The 15174-nt window shown below is 70.9% G+C and carries 14 protein-coding genes; 7 read left to right on the forward strand and 7 right to left on the reverse strand.

The genetic code is table 11. The features are described 5' to 3' along the window. Positions 1 to 16 precede the first annotated feature (16 nt). From WG212_RS12240 to mutL, 3 genes are all read right to left on the reverse strand, one after another. Positions 17 to 340 carry a hypothetical protein gene (locus WG212_RS12240; RefSeq protein ID WP_337187379.1) on the reverse strand — a complete coding sequence of 108 codons (324 nt, stop codon included), beginning with the start codon at positions 338 to 340 and terminating at the stop codon, positions 17 to 19. Then, positions 340 to 1350 carry a type I glyceraldehyde-3-phosphate dehydrogenase gene (gene gap / locus WG212_RS12245; RefSeq protein WP_337187380.1) on the reverse strand — a complete coding sequence of 337 codons (1011 nt, stop codon included), beginning with the start codon at positions 1348 to 1350 and terminating at the stop codon, positions 340 to 342. Before gap ends, WG212_RS12240 begins: the two co-directional genes overlap by 1 nt. A 144-nt stretch (positions 1351 to 1494) precedes the next feature. Further along, positions 1495 to 3348 carry a DNA mismatch repair endonuclease MutL gene (mutL, locus tag WG212_RS12250; RefSeq protein ID WP_337187381.1) on the reverse strand — a complete coding sequence of 618 codons (1854 nt, stop codon included), beginning with the start codon at positions 3346 to 3348 and terminating at the stop codon, positions 1495 to 1497. A gap of 63 nt (positions 3349 to 3411) precedes the next feature. Here mutL and WG212_RS12255 point away from each other — a divergent pair, with 63 nt between their 5' ends. Continuing rightward, positions 3412 to 4404, forward strand: coding sequence for a TraB/GumN family protein (locus WG212_RS12255; protein WP_337187382.1), 993 nt, complete (start codon positions 3412 to 3414; stop codon positions 4402 to 4404). Between the two features lie 55 nt (positions 4405 to 4459). Here WG212_RS12255 and WG212_RS12260 read toward each other — a convergent pair whose 3' ends face one another. Beyond that, a complete protein-coding gene (locus tag WG212_RS12260; RefSeq protein ID WP_337187383.1) occupies positions 4460 to 5236 on the reverse strand; it encodes an SDR family oxidoreductase in 777 nt (258 codons plus the stop codon). Positions 5237 to 5410: 174 nt separating this feature from the next. On the opposite strand from WG212_RS12260, the gene WG212_RS12265 reads away from it, so the two are divergent. Both WG212_RS12265 and WG212_RS12270 read left to right on the forward strand, forming a co-directional pair. Further along, a complete protein-coding gene (locus WG212_RS12265) occupies positions 5411 to 7489 on the forward strand; it encodes a 3-hydroxyacyl-CoA dehydrogenase NAD-binding domain-containing protein (RefSeq protein ID WP_337187384.1) in 2079 nt (692 codons plus the stop codon). Between the two features lie 86 nt (positions 7490 to 7575). Beyond that, complete coding sequence (locus WG212_RS12270) at positions 7576 to 8781, forward strand: acetyl-CoA C-acyltransferase (protein WP_337187385.1); 1206 nt, start codon at positions 7576 to 7578, stop codon at positions 8779 to 8781. Positions 8782 to 8832: 51 nt separating this feature from the next. On the opposite strand, the gene metW is transcribed toward WG212_RS12270, so the two are convergent. Next, a complete protein-coding gene (metW, locus tag WG212_RS12275; protein WP_337187386.1) occupies positions 8833 to 9582 on the reverse strand; it encodes a methionine biosynthesis protein MetW in 750 nt (249 codons plus the stop codon). Beyond that, complete coding sequence (locus tag WG212_RS12280; protein WP_337187387.1) at positions 9579 to 10751, reverse strand: homoserine O-acetyltransferase; 1173 nt, start codon at positions 10749 to 10751, stop codon at positions 9579 to 9581. Before WG212_RS12280 ends, metW begins: the two co-directional genes overlap by 4 nt. A 117-nt stretch (positions 10752 to 10868) precedes the next feature. Between WG212_RS12280 and WG212_RS12285 the strand changes: the two genes are divergently transcribed. Genes WG212_RS12285 through WG212_RS12300 form a run of 4 tightly spaced genes read left to right on the forward strand, consistent with a single transcriptional unit; the run spans position 10869 to position 14275 of the window. Next, on the forward strand, positions 10869 to 11360 hold the full coding sequence (locus WG212_RS12285; RefSeq protein WP_337187388.1) for a histidine phosphatase family protein: 492 nt from the start codon (positions 10869 to 10871) through the stop codon (positions 11358 to 11360). 3 nt (positions 11361 to 11363) lie between these two features. Then, positions 11364 to 11702 (forward strand): DUF952 domain-containing protein, encoded by a 339-nt coding sequence (locus WG212_RS12290; protein ID WP_337187389.1) that lies wholly within the window; start codon positions 11364 to 11366, stop codon positions 11700 to 11702. Beyond that, on the forward strand, positions 11702 to 12742 hold the full coding sequence (locus WG212_RS12295) for a quinone-dependent dihydroorotate dehydrogenase (protein ID WP_337187449.1): 1041 nt from the start codon (positions 11702 to 11704) through the stop codon (positions 12740 to 12742). The genes WG212_RS12290 and WG212_RS12295 overlap by 1 nt, the downstream gene beginning before the upstream one ends. A gap of 60 nt (positions 12743 to 12802) precedes the next feature. Then, entirely contained in the window at positions 12803 to 14275 is a 1473-nt protein-coding gene (locus WG212_RS12300; protein WP_337187390.1) for a HAMP domain-containing sensor histidine kinase, read from the forward strand. Positions 14276 to 14319: 44 nt separating this feature from the next. Here WG212_RS12300 and WG212_RS12305 read toward each other — a convergent pair whose 3' ends face one another. Next, positions 14320 to 15147 (reverse strand): SIMPL domain-containing protein, encoded by an 828-nt coding sequence (locus WG212_RS12305; protein ID WP_337187391.1) that lies wholly within the window; start codon positions 15145 to 15147, stop codon positions 14320 to 14322. Between the last annotated feature and the right edge of the window lie 27 nt (positions 15148 to 15174).

A 15174-nucleotide genomic window follows, 5' to 3' on the forward strand; every position in this document is an offset into this window, starting at 1 on the left:
CCTCATTCAATCCAAGCTAGTTCAGCCAGTCCGGCGCCGCGACGAACCCCAGGCCGAACAGCCCGCTGGCCGACATCAGCATCCCCAGCTCCGCGATCGCCAGCCAGCCCGCGGGCGCCGGCCGGCCGGCGACGACGCGCCGCCCCACCAAGGCCATCCGGACCGCCCAGACGGGCGCCCACGCCAGGACGACGAAGAGCAGCGTCATTTCGGTCGCATCCACCCAGAAGGTCCCGCCCTTGCGGAAGCTCTTCCAGATCATCGACGTCAGGAAGCCCGCCGGCAGGCTCGTCAGGAAGACCAGAAGGGACGCCAGGCCCCCGAGAGGGCCGGCGCGCATCAGATCAGCTTGCCCATGGCGACGGCGGTGTCGCTCATGCGGGTCGAGAAGCCCCACTCGTTGTCGTACCAGCTCAGGACGCGGCAGAGGCCGCCGTCCACGATCTGCGTCTGGGGCAGGGCCACCGTCGACGAGGCGGGGTTGTGGTTGAAGTCGGTGGAGACCAGCGGGTCCTTGGTGACCGCCAGCACGCCCTTCAGCGCGCCGTTGGCGGCCGCTTCCAGCGCGGCGTTGATGTCAGCCACGGTGGTCGAGCGGGTGGGCACGAACTTCAGGTCGACGACCGAGACGTTGGGGGTCGGCACGCGGATCGAGCTGCCGTCCAGCTTGCCGGCCAGGGCCGGGATCACCAGCCCCAGCGCCTTGGCGGCGCCGGTCGAGGTCGGGATCATGGACATGGCCGCGGCGCGGGCGCGGTACAGGTCCTTGTGCATCGTATCCAGGGTCGGCTGGTCGCCGGTGTAGGAGTGGATCGTCGTCATGTAGCCGCGTTCGATGCCGCAGAGGTCCTGCAGCACGTGGGCGACGGGCGCCAGGCAGTTGGTGGTGCACGACGCGTTCGAGATGATCACGTCGTCCTTGGTCAGGCTCGCGTGGTTCACGCCGTAGACGATGGTCTTGTCCACGTTGTCGCCGGGGGCCGAGATGATCACCCGCTTGGCGCCGGCGTCCAGGTGCGCCTGGGCCTTGTCCTTCGAGGCGAAGATGCCGGTGCACTCCAGGGCGATGTCCACGCCCAGGTCCTTGTGCGGAAGGTCCTTGGGATCGCGGATGGCGGTCACCTTGATGCGGCCGTGGCCCGCCACCTCGATGAAGTCGCCGTCGACCTTCACCTCGGCCGGGAAGCGGCCGTGCACGCTGTCGTAGCGCAGCAGGTGGGCGTTGGTCTCGACCGGGCCCAGGTCGTTGATGGCGACCACCTGGATGTCCTTGCGCCCGTGTTCGACGATCGAGCGCAGGACCAGGCGGCCGATGCGACCGAAACCGTTGATGGCGACGCGGACAGCCATGAGGCGGAACTCCTTCGAATTTTCCCGTGTGGCCGGCGTTCTTTCGGGGGAGACCGCGCGAGTCAACCCCTCACCCCGCCACGGCGAGCCCCGTGTCCGCGTCCCAGCCCCGCGGAGCCAGGGCCGAGCTTGCGCGCCGGGCGCTCAGCGCCGTCCGAACAGCCGCTCGATATCGGCCAGCTTGAGCTCGACGTAGGTCGGGCGGCCGTGGTTGCACTGGCCGGAATGGGGGGTGGCCTCCATCTGGCGCAGCAGGGCGTTCATCTCGGGGGCGGTCAGGCGGCGGCCGGCCCGCACCGAGCCGTGGCAGGCCATCGTGCCGCAGACATCTTCGAGGCGCTCCTTGAGCGCCAGCGCCGCGCCGTTCTCGGTCAGGTCGTCGGCGATGTCCCGGACCAGCCCGGCCGCGTCGGTCTCGCCCAGCAGGGCCGGAACCTCGCGCACCAGCACCGCGCCGGCGCCGAAGGCCTCGACCACCAGGCCCAGGGCGGCCAGTTCGTCGGCGCGCGAGACCACCCGCTCGGCCTCGGCGGGGTCCAGCTCGACCACTTCGGGCAGCAGCAGAGCCTGCCGGGCGACGCCGCCCTGCGCCATCTCGGCCTTCATCCGCTCATAGACCAGCCGCTCGTGGGCGGCGTGCTGGTCCACGATCACCACGCCGTCGCGGGTCTGGGCGACGATGTAGGTTTCGTGGACCTGGGCCCGGGCGGCGCCCAGCGGATAGTCCACGGGATCGAAGGCGGCGGCCGGCGCCTCGGCCAGGCCCGGCGCGTCCGGCGCCCACGCCGGTTCGGCCCGCGCCGAGACCTCGGAGAGGCCCGGGATCGCCTGGGCCACGGCCGCGACCGCCGCGTTGGGCGTCCAGCCGCCCTGCGACCAGGCCGAGAAGCCGGCGCCGGAAGGCCGCGGCGGCGGAAACGGCGCCGATTGCGGCCGGAAGCCGCCCAGCGCCGCCTGGGCGACGGTGGTCGAGGCCCTGTGCCCGGCCGCGGCGAGGCTGTGGCGCAGGCCGCTGACGATCAGGCCACGCACCAGGCCCGGGTCACGGAAGCGCACCTCCGCCTTGGCCGGGTGCACGTTCACGTCCACCAGCGACGGGTCCAGCTCGACGTAGAGCGCCGCCACCGGGTGCCGGTCCCGGGCCAGGAAATCGGCGTAGGCGCCGCGCAGCGCCCCCTGGAGCAGCCGGTCACGCACCGGCCGGCCGTTGACGAACAGGTACTGATGCGCCGCGTTGCCCCGGTTGTAGGTGGGGAGGCCGGCGTAGCCCGAAAGCCGCACGCCCTCACGCTCATGGTCGATGAGCAGGGCGTTGTCCGAGAAGTCGCGGCCCAGGATGGTGGCCAGGCGCGCCAGCCGGCCCGCGTCGCCCGCCGCCTCGGCCGGCAGGCGCAGGGTGCGGCGGCCGTCGACGTCCAGGGCGAAGCCCACCGCCTCGTGGGCCATGGCCTGGCGCTTGATCTCCTCGGTGATCGCCTGGGCTTCCGAACGCTCGGACTTCATGAACTTCAGGCGCGCGGGCGTGGCGTAGAAGAGGTCGCGCACCTCCACCCGCGCCCCGTGCGGGCCGGGGAAGCCCGCGGGCGCCACCGCTCCGACCGCACCACCGTCCACGAAGATCGCATTCGCGTCGGCCATTCCGCGGGCGCGGCTGGCGATCGACAGCCGCGCCACCGAGCCGATCGAGGGCAAGGCCTCGCCCCGGAACCCCAGGGTGGCGATGCGCAGCAGGTCGTAGCCGCCGTCCTCGCCCGGAGCGAGCTTTGAGGTGGCGTGGCGCTCGACCGCCAGCGGCAGCTCCTCCGCCGTCAAACCGCCGCCGTCGTCGGCCACCAGGATGCGGGTGAGCCCGCCGCCGTCCGCCTGCACCTGGATCTCGGACGCGCCGGCGTCGAGCGCGTTCTCCACCAGCTCCTTGACCGCGCTGGCGGGACGTTCGACCACTTCGCCGGCGGCGATGCGGTTGATGAGTTCGGTCGGGAGGCGGTGGATCGGCATGGGCGTCTGGCTCTCCTACATAGTACGATTCCGAGGAGCCGCTTTCCCTGTGATGATCACACCGTGCTGAACCGTCTCGCCCCGATCGCCGCGGCCCTGGCCGCGCTCGCCGCGCCGGCGGCGGCCGAGACGCCCGTTCCAGCCCCCGGCGCAGGTTCGGGCGCGGGTTCGGGCCCCGCCCGTCTGGACGATCCCGACGCCGCCCTGGTCGAGGAACTGGTGGTCCGGGGCCGGCTGCCGGGGCCGGCCTGGTGGCGGGTGAGCGACGGCGACACCACGGTCTACGTCCTGGGCGTGCCGTCCCTGGCGCCCAAGCGGATGCAGTGGGACCGGGCGATCTTCGAGCGCCGGCTGGACGGCGCCAACGTCGTGATCCTGCCGTTCGTGAACGTGCGGGCCAAGGCGGCCGGGTCCCTGGGAACCGCGGTCAATCTCGTGCGCCTGCGCTCGGGCGGGCCGTTCGAGGAGCGCCTGGACCCCGCCACCCGCGCCCGTTTCGTGGCGGCGCGCACGCGCCTGGGCCACGACGCCCGCCATTATCCGACGAACAATCCGCTGGCCGCGGGCGTGCAGCTCGCCATCGACTACCGGGACGGCCACGAACTGACCAACTCGGACCCGACCAAGCTGGTCCGCCACCTCGCCCAGCAGCGCGGCGTGAAGGTGGTGGACAAGAGCTATGACCTGGGGCCGCAGCTCGGCGGCATCCTGCGCACGCCGGCGTCGGTGGGGCGTCTCTGCTTCGACGAGGTGCTGGCGCAGGTCGAGGCCGGTCCGGGCGTCACCCGCGGCGCCGCTGTCGCCTGGGCCCAGGGGGACGTCGAAGGCGCGCTGGCCAACGAGCGCACCTACGAGCGGTGCCTGGCCACCATCAGCGGCGGCCGCAGCTATGACGAACGCACCAAGGCCGACACCGCCGCGGCCATCGCCGCGGCCCTGAAGCAGCCCGGCCACGCCATCGCGCTCGTGCCCCTGCGGCCGCTCCTGGCGCGGAACGGCGTCCTGGAACGCCTCCGGGGCCAGGGCTTCACGGTGAAGACGCCCGGCGAAGAATAGAGGGCGAAGAATAGTAGGAGCCGCCCCTCCGGCCGCGAGGCGGCTCCGTGAGGGATCAGACGCCCATCTGGGCCAGGGCGACGCCGCCGTCGACCGCGATGGTCTGGCCCACCACATAGTCGCCGGCGCGGCTCGCCAGGTAGATGGCGACGCCCTGCATGTCCTCGTCGGTCCCGATGCGGCGCGAAGGGATGCGCTTGGCCACCTCGTCGCTCTGATCGCGGGCCACGCGGTTCATGTCCGAGGCGAAGGCGCCGGGCGCGATGGCGCTCATGACGATGTTGTCCTCGATCAGCCGCGCCGCCATCCGCCGGGTCAGGTAGATCAGGCCGGATTTCGACGCGTGGTAGCTGTAGGTCTCCTGCGGATTGAGCCGGATGCCGTCGATCGAGGCGATGTTGATCACCTTGGCCGGCCGCTCGTGCGACCCGCTCGCCTTGAGGGTCTTGTGCAGGGCCTGGGTGAGGAAGAAGGGCGACTTCAGGTTCAGGTCCACGACCTTGTCCCAGCCGCTCTCGGGGAACTCCTCGAACGGCGCGCCCCACGCGGCGCCGGCGTTGTTGAGCAGGACATCCAGCTTGTCCTCGTGGCTGAGGTACCGTTCCGCCAGCATCTTGCAGCCCTCGACGGTGGAGATGTCCACCGGGATCGAGACGCATTGCGGCCCCAGTTCTTCGGCCGTGGCGTCGCAGGCCGCCGCCTTGCGGGCGGTGATGTAGACCTTGCGGCAGCCGGCTTCGAGGAAGCCCTTCGCGATCATCTTGCCGATGCCGCGCGAACCGCCCGTGACCAGCGCCACCTTGCCGTCGAGCGAGAACAGATTGGACGCCATGAACGCTTCCTTCCTTTGTCCGGTTTCCGGAGGCCGACAGCGCAGTTCCTTGAGAGAGCAGTCCCTTGCAGGAATTGACTTGGCCTCGTCCGGCGGGGCCTATAACACGCGTTTGAATTTCACGACCGCCAGATTTTGAACGAGTGGTCAGCCCATCAATTTCGAGGAAGCGAGATGACCGAGATCAATTCGGTGACCACCCTCACCCGCGAGGGCGACGTCGCCGTGGTGACGCTGAATTCGCCGCCGGTGAACGCGCTGTCGTTCAATGTGCGCGACGGCCTCTACGAGGGTTTCAAGCAGGCGATCGCCAGTGACGCCAAGGCCATCGTGCTGATCTGCGACGGCCGCACCTTCATCGCCGGCGCCGACATCACCGAGTTCGGCGGCGCGGCCAAGGGCGCCAGCCTCCCCGACGTCCAGAACATGATCGAAAGCTCGCCCAAGCCGGTGATCGCCGCGATCCACGGCACGGCCCTGGGCGGCGGGCTGGAAGTGGCGCTCTGCGCCCACTATCGCGTCGCGGTCCCCTCGGCCCGCCTGGGCCTGCCGGAAGTGGCCCTGGGCCTCCTGCCCGGCGCCGGCGGCACCCAGCGCCTGCCGCGCGTGGCCGGCGTCGAGAACGCGCTGGAGATGGTCACGTCGGGCCGTCACGTCCCCGCGCCCGAAGCCGCCAGGCTGGGCCTGGTCGACGAGCTGGTCGAGGAAGGCAAGCTGAAGGAAGGCGCTCTGGCCTTCGCGAACAAGGCGGTGGCCGAGAACAAGCCGCTGGTGAAGATCAGCGAGAATAACTCGAAGCTCGAAGCGGCCAAGGGCAAGCCCGAGATCTTCGCCGAGTTCCGCAAGAAGAACGCCCGCAAGTTCCGCGGCTTCGACGCGCCGGAAGCCAACATCAAGTGCATCGAGGCGGCGGTGAATTCGGCCACCTTCGCGGAAGGCCTCGCCGAGGAGCGCAAGCTGTTCATGGGCCTGATGGCCGGCAGCCAGTCGGCGGCCCAGCGCTACTACTTCTTCGCCGAGCGCCAGGCCCAGAAGATCCCGGACGTGCCGGACGACACCCCGGTCCGCGAGATCAGGAAGGTGGGCGTCCTGGGCGCCGGCACCATGGGCGGCGGCATCTCGATGAACTTCGCCAACGTGGGCATCCCGGTGGTGATCGTCGAGCTGAAGCAGGACGCCCTGGACCGCGGCCTGGCCACCATCCGCAAGAACTACGAGCGCTCGCGCGGCGCCGACCCGGCGGTGACCGAGAAGCGCATGGGCCTGCTGACCGGCTCGCTCGACATGAACGACTTCGCCGACTGCGACCTGGTCATCGAGGCCGTGTTCGAGCGGATGGACATCAAGAAGGACGTGTTCACGAAGCTGGACGCGATCTGCAAGCCCGGCGCGATCCTGGCCTCGAACACCAGCTACCTGAACATCGACGAGATCGCCTCGGTCACGAAGCGTCCCGAGGATGTGATCGGCCTGCACTTCTTCTCGCCGGCCAACGTCATGAAGCTGCTGGAAGTCATCCGCGGCGAGAAGACCGGCAAGGACGTGATCGCCACCTCGATGAAGCTGGCCAAGAAGATCGGCAAGATCGCGGCCCTGGCCGGCGTGTGCCCGGGCTTCATCGGCAACCGCATGCTGAGCCAGCGCCAGCGCGAGGCCCAGAAGCTGATCCTGGAAGGCGCCATGCCCTGGGACGTGGACCGGGTGCTCTACGACTTCGGCTTCCCGATGGGTCCGTTCGCCATGAGCGACCTGGCCGGCCTCGACATCGGCTGGGTGAAGGAGAACTCGAAGGGCGAAACCCTGCGCGACGTGCTCTGTGAAGCCGATCGCCGCGGCCAGAAGACCGGCGCGGGCTATTACGACTACGATGAGAACCGCAACGCCAAGCCCAGCGAGTTCACCGAGAAGGCCATCAACGACTTCATCGTCAAGTCGGGCCGCAACCCGCGCAAGATCAGCGACGAGGAGATCCTGGAGCGCTGCATCTTCCCGATGATCAACGAGGGCGTGAAGATCCTCGAAGAGGGCAAGGCCATCCGCTCGTCCGACATCGACGTGGTGTGGGTCAACGGCTACGGCTGGCCGGTCTACCGCGGCGGCCCGATGTTCTACGGCGACCTGATCGGCGGCCCCGCCAAGGTCCTGGAGAAGATGAAGGAATTCCAGGGCGCCATGGGCGACGACTTCAAGCCCGCGGCCCTGCTGGAGAAGCTGGCCGCCGAAGGCAAGAAGTTCGGCGACCTGAAGGGCTGATCAGACTTCGAAGGGCGGGCGGCCACTTGGCTCCCGCCCTTTTTCACGGCCACACCCTCACCCAACGTCAATAGGACCTCTCTCGAATGCGTGAAGCTGTCATCGTCGCCGCCAAGCGGACTCCCATCGGCAAGGCGTATCGCGGCGCCTTCAACAACACCTACGGCGCCACGCTGGGCGCGGAAGCCATCCGCGCCGCCGTGGCCCAGGCCGGGATCGATCCCGGCGAAGTGGACGACGTGGCCATGGGCTGCGCGCTCCAGCAGGGCACGACCGGCAACAACATCGCCCGCCAGGCCGCCCTGCGCGCCGGCCTGCCCAACACCGTCTCGGGCATGACCATCGACCGCCAGTGCAGCTCGGGCCTGATGGGCGTGGCGACCGCCGCCAAGTACATCATCAACGACGGCGCCCCGGTCGCCATCGGCGCGGGCATCGAGTCGATCAGCCTGGTGCAGAACGACAAGGTGAACCGCTTCATGGCCACCGACCCGTGGCTGAAGGAGCACGTGCCGGAACTCGCGACCTCGATGATCGAGACCGCCGAGATCGTCGCCGAGCGCTACGGCGTCTCCCGCGAGGCTCAGGACGAATACGCCCTGGAATCCCAGCGCCGCACGGCCCAGGCCCAGTCCGAAGGCCGCTTCGCCCAGGAGATCGTGCCGGTCACCACCATCATGAAGGTGCTGGTCAACAAGGAGACCGGCGAGACGGCCGACAAGGAGATCACCATCTCGGGCGACGAGGGCAACCGCCCGCAGACCACCCTGGCCGACCTCCAGAAGCTGAACCCGGTCTTCAAGGGCGGCCGCTACGTCCAAGAGGGCAAGTTCGTCACCGCCGGCAACGCCAGCCAGCTCTCGGACGGCGCCGCCGCCGTGGTGCTGATGGAGCGCAAGGAGGCCGAGAAGCGCGGCCTCCAGGCCCTGGGCGCCTACCGCGGCATGGCGGTGGCCGGCTGCGGCCCCGAGGAGATGGGCATCGGCCCGGTGTTCGCGATCCCGAAGCTGCTGGAGCGCAACGGCCTGAAGGTCGAGGACATCGACATCTGGGAGCTGAACGAAGCCTTCGCGTCCCAGGTCCTCTACTGCCGCGACAAGCTGGGCATCGACCCGGCCAAGTACAACGTCTCGGGCGGCTCGATCTCGATCGGCCACCCCTACGGCATGACCGGCGCGCGCTGCACCGCGCACCTGATGTACGAGGGCAAGCGCCGCGGGGCCAAGTACGGCGTCGTCACCATGTGCGTCGGCGGCGGCCTGGGCGCGGCCGGCCTGTTCGAGATCTTCTGATCCGGACCGCCGCGGCAGGCGGGTGGGCCACGCCCCTCGTCCGTCGCGGCGCTACCGCTTGCGGGCGGCCTTCGCGGTTCGCGCGCGGGCAGGCTGCGGACGGGCAGGCTGCGGACCGGCAGACTGCGGACGGGGCGGCTCGACCTCTCCGAACAGGTTCTGCTGCCCGGCCGCGGCCGCCGGCTGGGCCTCGGCTTTCCGGCTGAGCAGGAACAGCGCGGTCTCGGCGCGCCAGTTCTCGATCGGCGCGCGCGGATCGATGGGCCGCGCGGGGCGGCCGTCGGCCAGCGAGGCGCAGGCGTCGATCCGAAGCTCCAGGTCGTCGCACAGGCCCACGAAGTCCCGCAGCGTGCAGAGGTGGATGTTCGGCGTCGACCACCACGGCTCGGGCAGGGCGCCGGTCTCGGGCATCCGCCCGCGCGAGAGCAGGGCCCAGCGCACCCGCCAGTGGCCGAAGTTCGGCACCGACACCACGGCCTGGTCGGCGATCCGCAACAGCTCCGACAGCACGTGCTTGGGCTCGCGCATCTGCTGGAGCGTCTTGGACAGGATGGCGTAGTCGAACGCGCGCGACGGGAAATGGTCCAGGTCCCGGTCGCCGTCGCCCTGCACCACCGCCAGGCCGCGGGCGAGGCAGGCGGCGACGCCCTCGGGGCTGATCTCCAGGCCCTGGCCGTCGGCGGACTTCTCGCGGGTCAGCAGCTCCAGCAACTCGCCCTCGCCGCAGCCGATGTCGAGGACGCGCGCGTCCGGGCGCACCAGCTTCAGGATTTCCGCGAAATCCTCCCGCACGCGAGTCAATCCAGGCCCCTTCGATAAAGCCCTCTGGCCTGGGCCTGAGCGGCCAGGAATCCCTTGAGGGTCTGGTCCAGCAGCGGCTCGTCGAGGAAGAAGGCGTCGTGGCCCTTGTCGGTCTCGATCTCGGCGAAGCTGGCCCGACATCCGGCGCCGTTGAGGGCGCGGACGACGTCGCGGCTCTCGGGCGTGGGATAGAGCCAGTCGGACGAGAACGACAACACGCAGAAGCGGACGTGCCGGGCGCGCACGAACGCCTCGGCCAGCACGCCGCCATGCTGCGCGGCGAGGTCGAAGTAGTCCAGGGCGCGGGTGATGTAGAGGTAGCTGTTGGCGTCGAAGCGGTCGACGAAGCTGGCGCCCTGGTGGCGCAGGTAGCTCTCGACCTGGAAGTCGGCGTCGAAGCCCCAGGACAGGCCGTCGCGTTGCAGCTCTCGGCCGAACTTCCGCTGGAGCGCGGCCTCGGAGAGATAGGTGATGTGCGCGGCCATGCGCGCGACGGCCAGCCCCTTCTCGGGCCGCACGCCGGCCTGGAGATAGGCGCCGCCGCACCAGTTGGGATCGGCCATGATCGCCTGCCGCCCCACCTCGTGGAACGCGATGTTCTGCGCCGAATGCCGCGCGGCTGCCGCGATCACCACCGCGCTGAACAGCTTCTCGGGATAGTCGGCCGCCCACTGGAGCACCTGCATCCCGCCCATCGAGCCGCCGACCGCGGCAAAGAGGGTCTCGATGCCCATGTCCTCGATCAGCATGGCCTGGGCGCGCACCATGTCGGCGATGGTGATGACGGGGAACTTCAGGCCATAGGGCTCGCCCGTGGCCGGATCGATCGACGCAGGGCCCGTCGTCCCCATGCAGCCGCCGATGACGTTGGTGCAGACGATGAAGTGCCGGGTGGGGTCCAGCGGCTTGCCCGGGCCCACGAACCGGTCCCACCAGCCGGGCTTGCCGGTGACGGGATGGGTCGAGGCCAGATGCTGGTCGCCCGTGAGCGCATGGCAGACGAGCACGGCGTTGGTCTTGTCGGCGTTCAGCGCGCCATAGGTCTTGTAGGCGATCTCCAGCGGGGCCAGCGTCGCGCCGGAATCCAGGCGCAGCGGCCGGCTGGCCGGGAATCGCCACGTTCCCCCACCCGACTGGATTTCAGCCTCTATGCGCGCCGGCGCTGTCATGGCCGCCTTGGACCGCGCGGGACGGGGGCCTGTCAATGGCCGCGGCGGCGGCGGCGGTTTCCGCTTTGCCCCCGCGTGCGAGGCTGGGCTATGGAGGTGGAGCGTAAGGGAGAGTGCATGGATCGGCTGATCCTCCTGCGGCACGGCAAGGCCGAATCCGATTCCGACAGCGGCGACGATTTCGACCGGCGCCTGGCGGCGCGCGGCGTCCGCGAGTCGGCGGATATGGCGGCGCACCTGGCCGACCTGGGCTTCACGCCCCAGATCGCCCTGATCTCGCCGGCCGCGCGCACCCGGGGCACCTGGGATGCGGCCTGCGGCGCCTTCGCCGGCGCCGAGGCCCGTTTCCTGGACGAGCTCTACCACGCCGACGCCGGGACGATCCGTCGCGCGGCCGAGAGCGTCGCCGACGAGGCGAAGACCGTGCTGGTGGTGGGCCACAATCCGGGCCTGCAGGAACTGACCCTGCGGCTCCTGCAGGAAGGCGCGGCCCCCTCGGGCCTGATCGGACGCGCCCAGCGCAATTTCCCGACCGCGGCCGCGGCGGTGTTCCTGTTCGACGGCAATCGCCGGCCCCACTACGACGGCCTCTTCTTCCCGGAGCGCTGAGCCTTGCGCGTCTACAAGATCCTGCCGCGCGCCGAATGGGCGGCGGCGCAGGCGGCGGGCCGCTTCACCGGCTCGGCCGTGGACCGGCAGGACGGCTACATCCACTTCTCCACCGCCGCCCAGGCGCAGGAGACGGCGCGCCGCCATTTCGCGGGCCAGGCCGACCTCGTGGTGCTCGAAGTCGAGGCGGAGGATCTGGGCGCCGACCTGCGCTGGGAGGCTTCGCGTGGAGGCGACCTCTTCCCGCACCTGTACGGCGCCCTGGCCGCAGCGCGGGTGCTGGCGGTGCACGAGGCGCCCCTCGACGACGATGGCGCCCCCCGGATCCGGGTCCCCGCATGATGGACGTCCACGGCCTCGCCACGCGCGCCCTGCGCGGCCTCGACCCCGAGGATGCGCACGGCCTCGCCATCCTGGGCCTCAAGCTGGGCCTGGGGCCGCGGGCGCCGGCCGATCCCCCGATCCTGGCGACCGAAGTCGCGGGCCTGAGACTGCCCAATCCCGTCGGGCTGGCCCCGGGTTTCGACAAGAACGCCGAGGTCTTCGGGCCGATGCTGCGCGCGGGGTTCGGCTTCGCCGAGTGCGGAACCGTCACACCCCTGCCCCAGGCGGGCAATCCGCGACCGCGCCTGTTCCGGCTGAGCGAGGATCGGGCGGTCATCAACCGCATGGGGTTCAACAACGCGGGCCTCGAGCCCTTCGCCGCCCGGCTGGCGCGGCGCGGCCGCGGGATTGTGGGCGCCAACCTGGGGGCCAACAAGGATTCCGAGGACCGGTTCGCCGACTACACCACCGGGCTGAGGCGGCTGTGGGGCCTGGCGTCGTACTTCACCATCAACATCTCGTCGCCCAACACGCCGGGTCTGCGCGCGCTCCAGACCCGGGCCGCGCTGGAGGAGTTGCTGGGCCGGATCGTGGCCACGGCCGACTCCCTGCCCCAGGGCCAGGCCGTCCCGATGTTCCTGAAGGTCGCCCCCGACCTGGAGGACGACGAGGTCGAGGCGATCTGCGACGTGGTGGCGGCCTGCGGCCTGGCGGGCGTCATCGTCTCCAACACCACCATCGCGCGGCCGTCCCTGGCCTCGGTCCACGCGAGCGAGGCCGGCGGGCTGTCCGGCGCGCCCCTGTTCGCCGCCTCCACCCGGATTCTGCGCCGGTTCCGCCAGGCCGCGGACGGCCGCTTCCTGCTGATCGGGGCGGGCGGGATCGCCAGCGGGGCGGACGCCTATGCCAAGATCCGCGCCGGCGCCAGCGCGGTGCAGCTCTATTCCGCCCTGGCCTATGACGGTCCCGGCCTGGTGGTGCGTATCAAACAGGAGCTTGCGCGGCGCCTGGATGCGGATGGCTTCCGGTCGGTGGCCGAGGCCGTCGGGACGGAATAACCTCGGCCTTTCAGGCTCCTGTCGTTGCCGCGCCGGGCCTGGGACGGTAATCGGGAACCGATGGCGGACGCACAGACCGAAGCGCCACAGCCGATCCGGCGCCGCCTCTTCTGGCCCGGCGGCCTTTCCGCGCGCCTGCTGGTCCTGACCGTGGTGTTCGCGGCCCTGGGCGGGGCGCTGGCGATTCCGCCCGCCATGGCGGCCTATGAACGGCAATGGCTTCTGGACCGGGTGCGCGCGGCGGAACTGGCCTCGCTCGCCCCCGAGGTCGCGCCCGACCGGGTGGTCTCGGAGCAGCTCAAGACCCAGCTCCTCGAAGGCGCGGGCGTCGAGATCGTGGCGGTCTCGGTGGACGGCGTCCGCTCTCTGGTGTTCGCCGGCGCCCGGCCCGAGCGCGCGCCCTATCTCGTGGACCTGCGGCCCCAGGCGGCGGGGCTGGCCCTGTTCGCCCCGTTCCAGACCCTGCTGGGGCCCGGCAACCGCATGCGGGTGGTGGCCGAGCCCCGGTTCCGCAAGGCCGACTTCATCGAGTTCGTCGCCACCGACACCGAGCTGCGCCGCGCCCTGGCCAGCTACCTCTGGCGGCTGGTGGCCATCGTGGCGGGGGTGGCGGCCCTGGCCGGGGTCATCGTCTATTTCGCCCTGAACCTCTTCCTCGTGCGGCCGATGCAGCGGATCACGTTCGCGATGGAGCGGTTCCGCGCCGATCCCGAGGACCCGGCCGCCCAGATCCAGCTTTCCGGGCGCCGTGACGAGATCGGCCGCGCCGAGGCCGAACTGGACCGGATGCAGGCCGACCTGCGCACGGCCCTGAATTCGCGCGCCCGACTGGCGGCGCTGGGCGAGGCGGTGGCCAAGATCAACCACGACCTGAAGAACATGCTGACCAGCGCCCAGCTCGCCTCCGAGCGGCTGGCCGCGTCCAAGGACCCGACCGTCAGCCAGGCCCTGCCGCGCCTCGAGCGGGCGCTGGACCGCGCGGTGAAGCTGGCCTCGGACGTCCTCGTCTATGGCAAGACCCAGGAGGCCGCGCCCGAACCGCAGACCGTGGGCCTGGCCCAGGCGCTGAGCGAAGCGGCGGCCGAGGCGCGCCTGCCGGACTCGCCTGCGAAGCTGGCGAGCAAGGTGGCGGCCGGCGATCAGGTGACGGCCGATCCGGACCAGCTCCACCGCATCCTGGTCAACCTGTTGCGCAACGCCCGCCAGGCGATCGAGCATCAGGCCGGGCGGACGGATCCCGGCCGCATCGAGGTGTCGCTGGAGACGGTGGGCGGCGCCAGCCTCATCCGCATCTCCGACGACGGGCCCGGCGTGCCGGAACGCATCCGCGAGCGCCTCTTCCAGCCCTTCGCCGGGTCCGGGCGGCCGGATTCCACCGGCCTGGGCCTCGCGATCGCGCGCGAGCTGGCCCAGGGCCACGGGGGCGACCTCACCCTGTCGGTGACGGGGCCCGAGGGTACGGTCTTCGAACTCCGCCTCCCCGACGCCCCGAAGCCGCGGGTCCGCACGCGACGCACGACGAGCCCGGCCTGACGGGTTCAGGGGCCGTCCCCTGGCGAACCGCCTTCAGGACTTGCCTAGCGTTCCAGCGCGAACTGAACCGACAGGGTGACGCCGACGGCGACCTGGCCGGGCTGTACCATCGGTGGCGGCGGCGGCGGGGACGCCATCGCCCCGCCGAAGCTCTGGGCGGTCACGGTGATCGCACCGACTTCGCGGGCCATCGGATAGGACCCGCCGCCCTCGTTGATGGTCAGGAGCCGCACGGTGCGGAAGCCGGCCTCGCGGGCGTACAGCTCGGCGCGCGCCCGGGCCTTGCGCAGGGCGTCGGCGCGCGCCTCGTCGGCCGCCGCGTCCGATTGCTCGACGCTGAAATAGGGTCCGTCCACCTGGTTGGCGCCGGCCGCCACCAGCGCGTCGATCAGCCTGCCCATCCCCGCCACGTCGCGCAGCCGGACACTGACGGTGTTGCGCGCCTCGTAGCCGATGATCCGCGGAGGCTGGGGCTGGACGGCGCCGTCGGTCGTCGCATCGCCGGGCCGACGGCCGACGGGTGCGGGCGAGGGATGGTGATACTGCGGCTGCAGGCTGAGCGCCGAGGTCTGGATGTCGCGGCGCTCGACGCCCGCGCCGCGGATGGCGGCGAGCACGGCGTTCATGCGTGCGGTGTTGGCGCTCATGGCCTCGCCTGCGCTCCGCCCCTGTGCGACGACCCCGGCGTTGAACATCGCCAGGTCGGGAACCCTGTCGGAGCGCCCCTCCGCGATGATGTTCACCACGGGCGTCTCCGGCGTGACCGCAAGGGCCGTGCGCCCGGCGCCCGGCTGAGCCGCCGCCGTCGGGGCGGCCAGGGCGAAGGAGGCGGGAGCGAAGGCGAGGAAGGCGAGGGTCGAGGCCAGTTTCATGTGACGTCTCCGGACTGTGCAGCCTGC

Source organism: Phenylobacterium sp., from assembly GCF_037189685.1.
GTDB lineage: Bacteria > Pseudomonadota > Alphaproteobacteria > Caulobacterales > Caulobacteraceae > Phenylobacterium.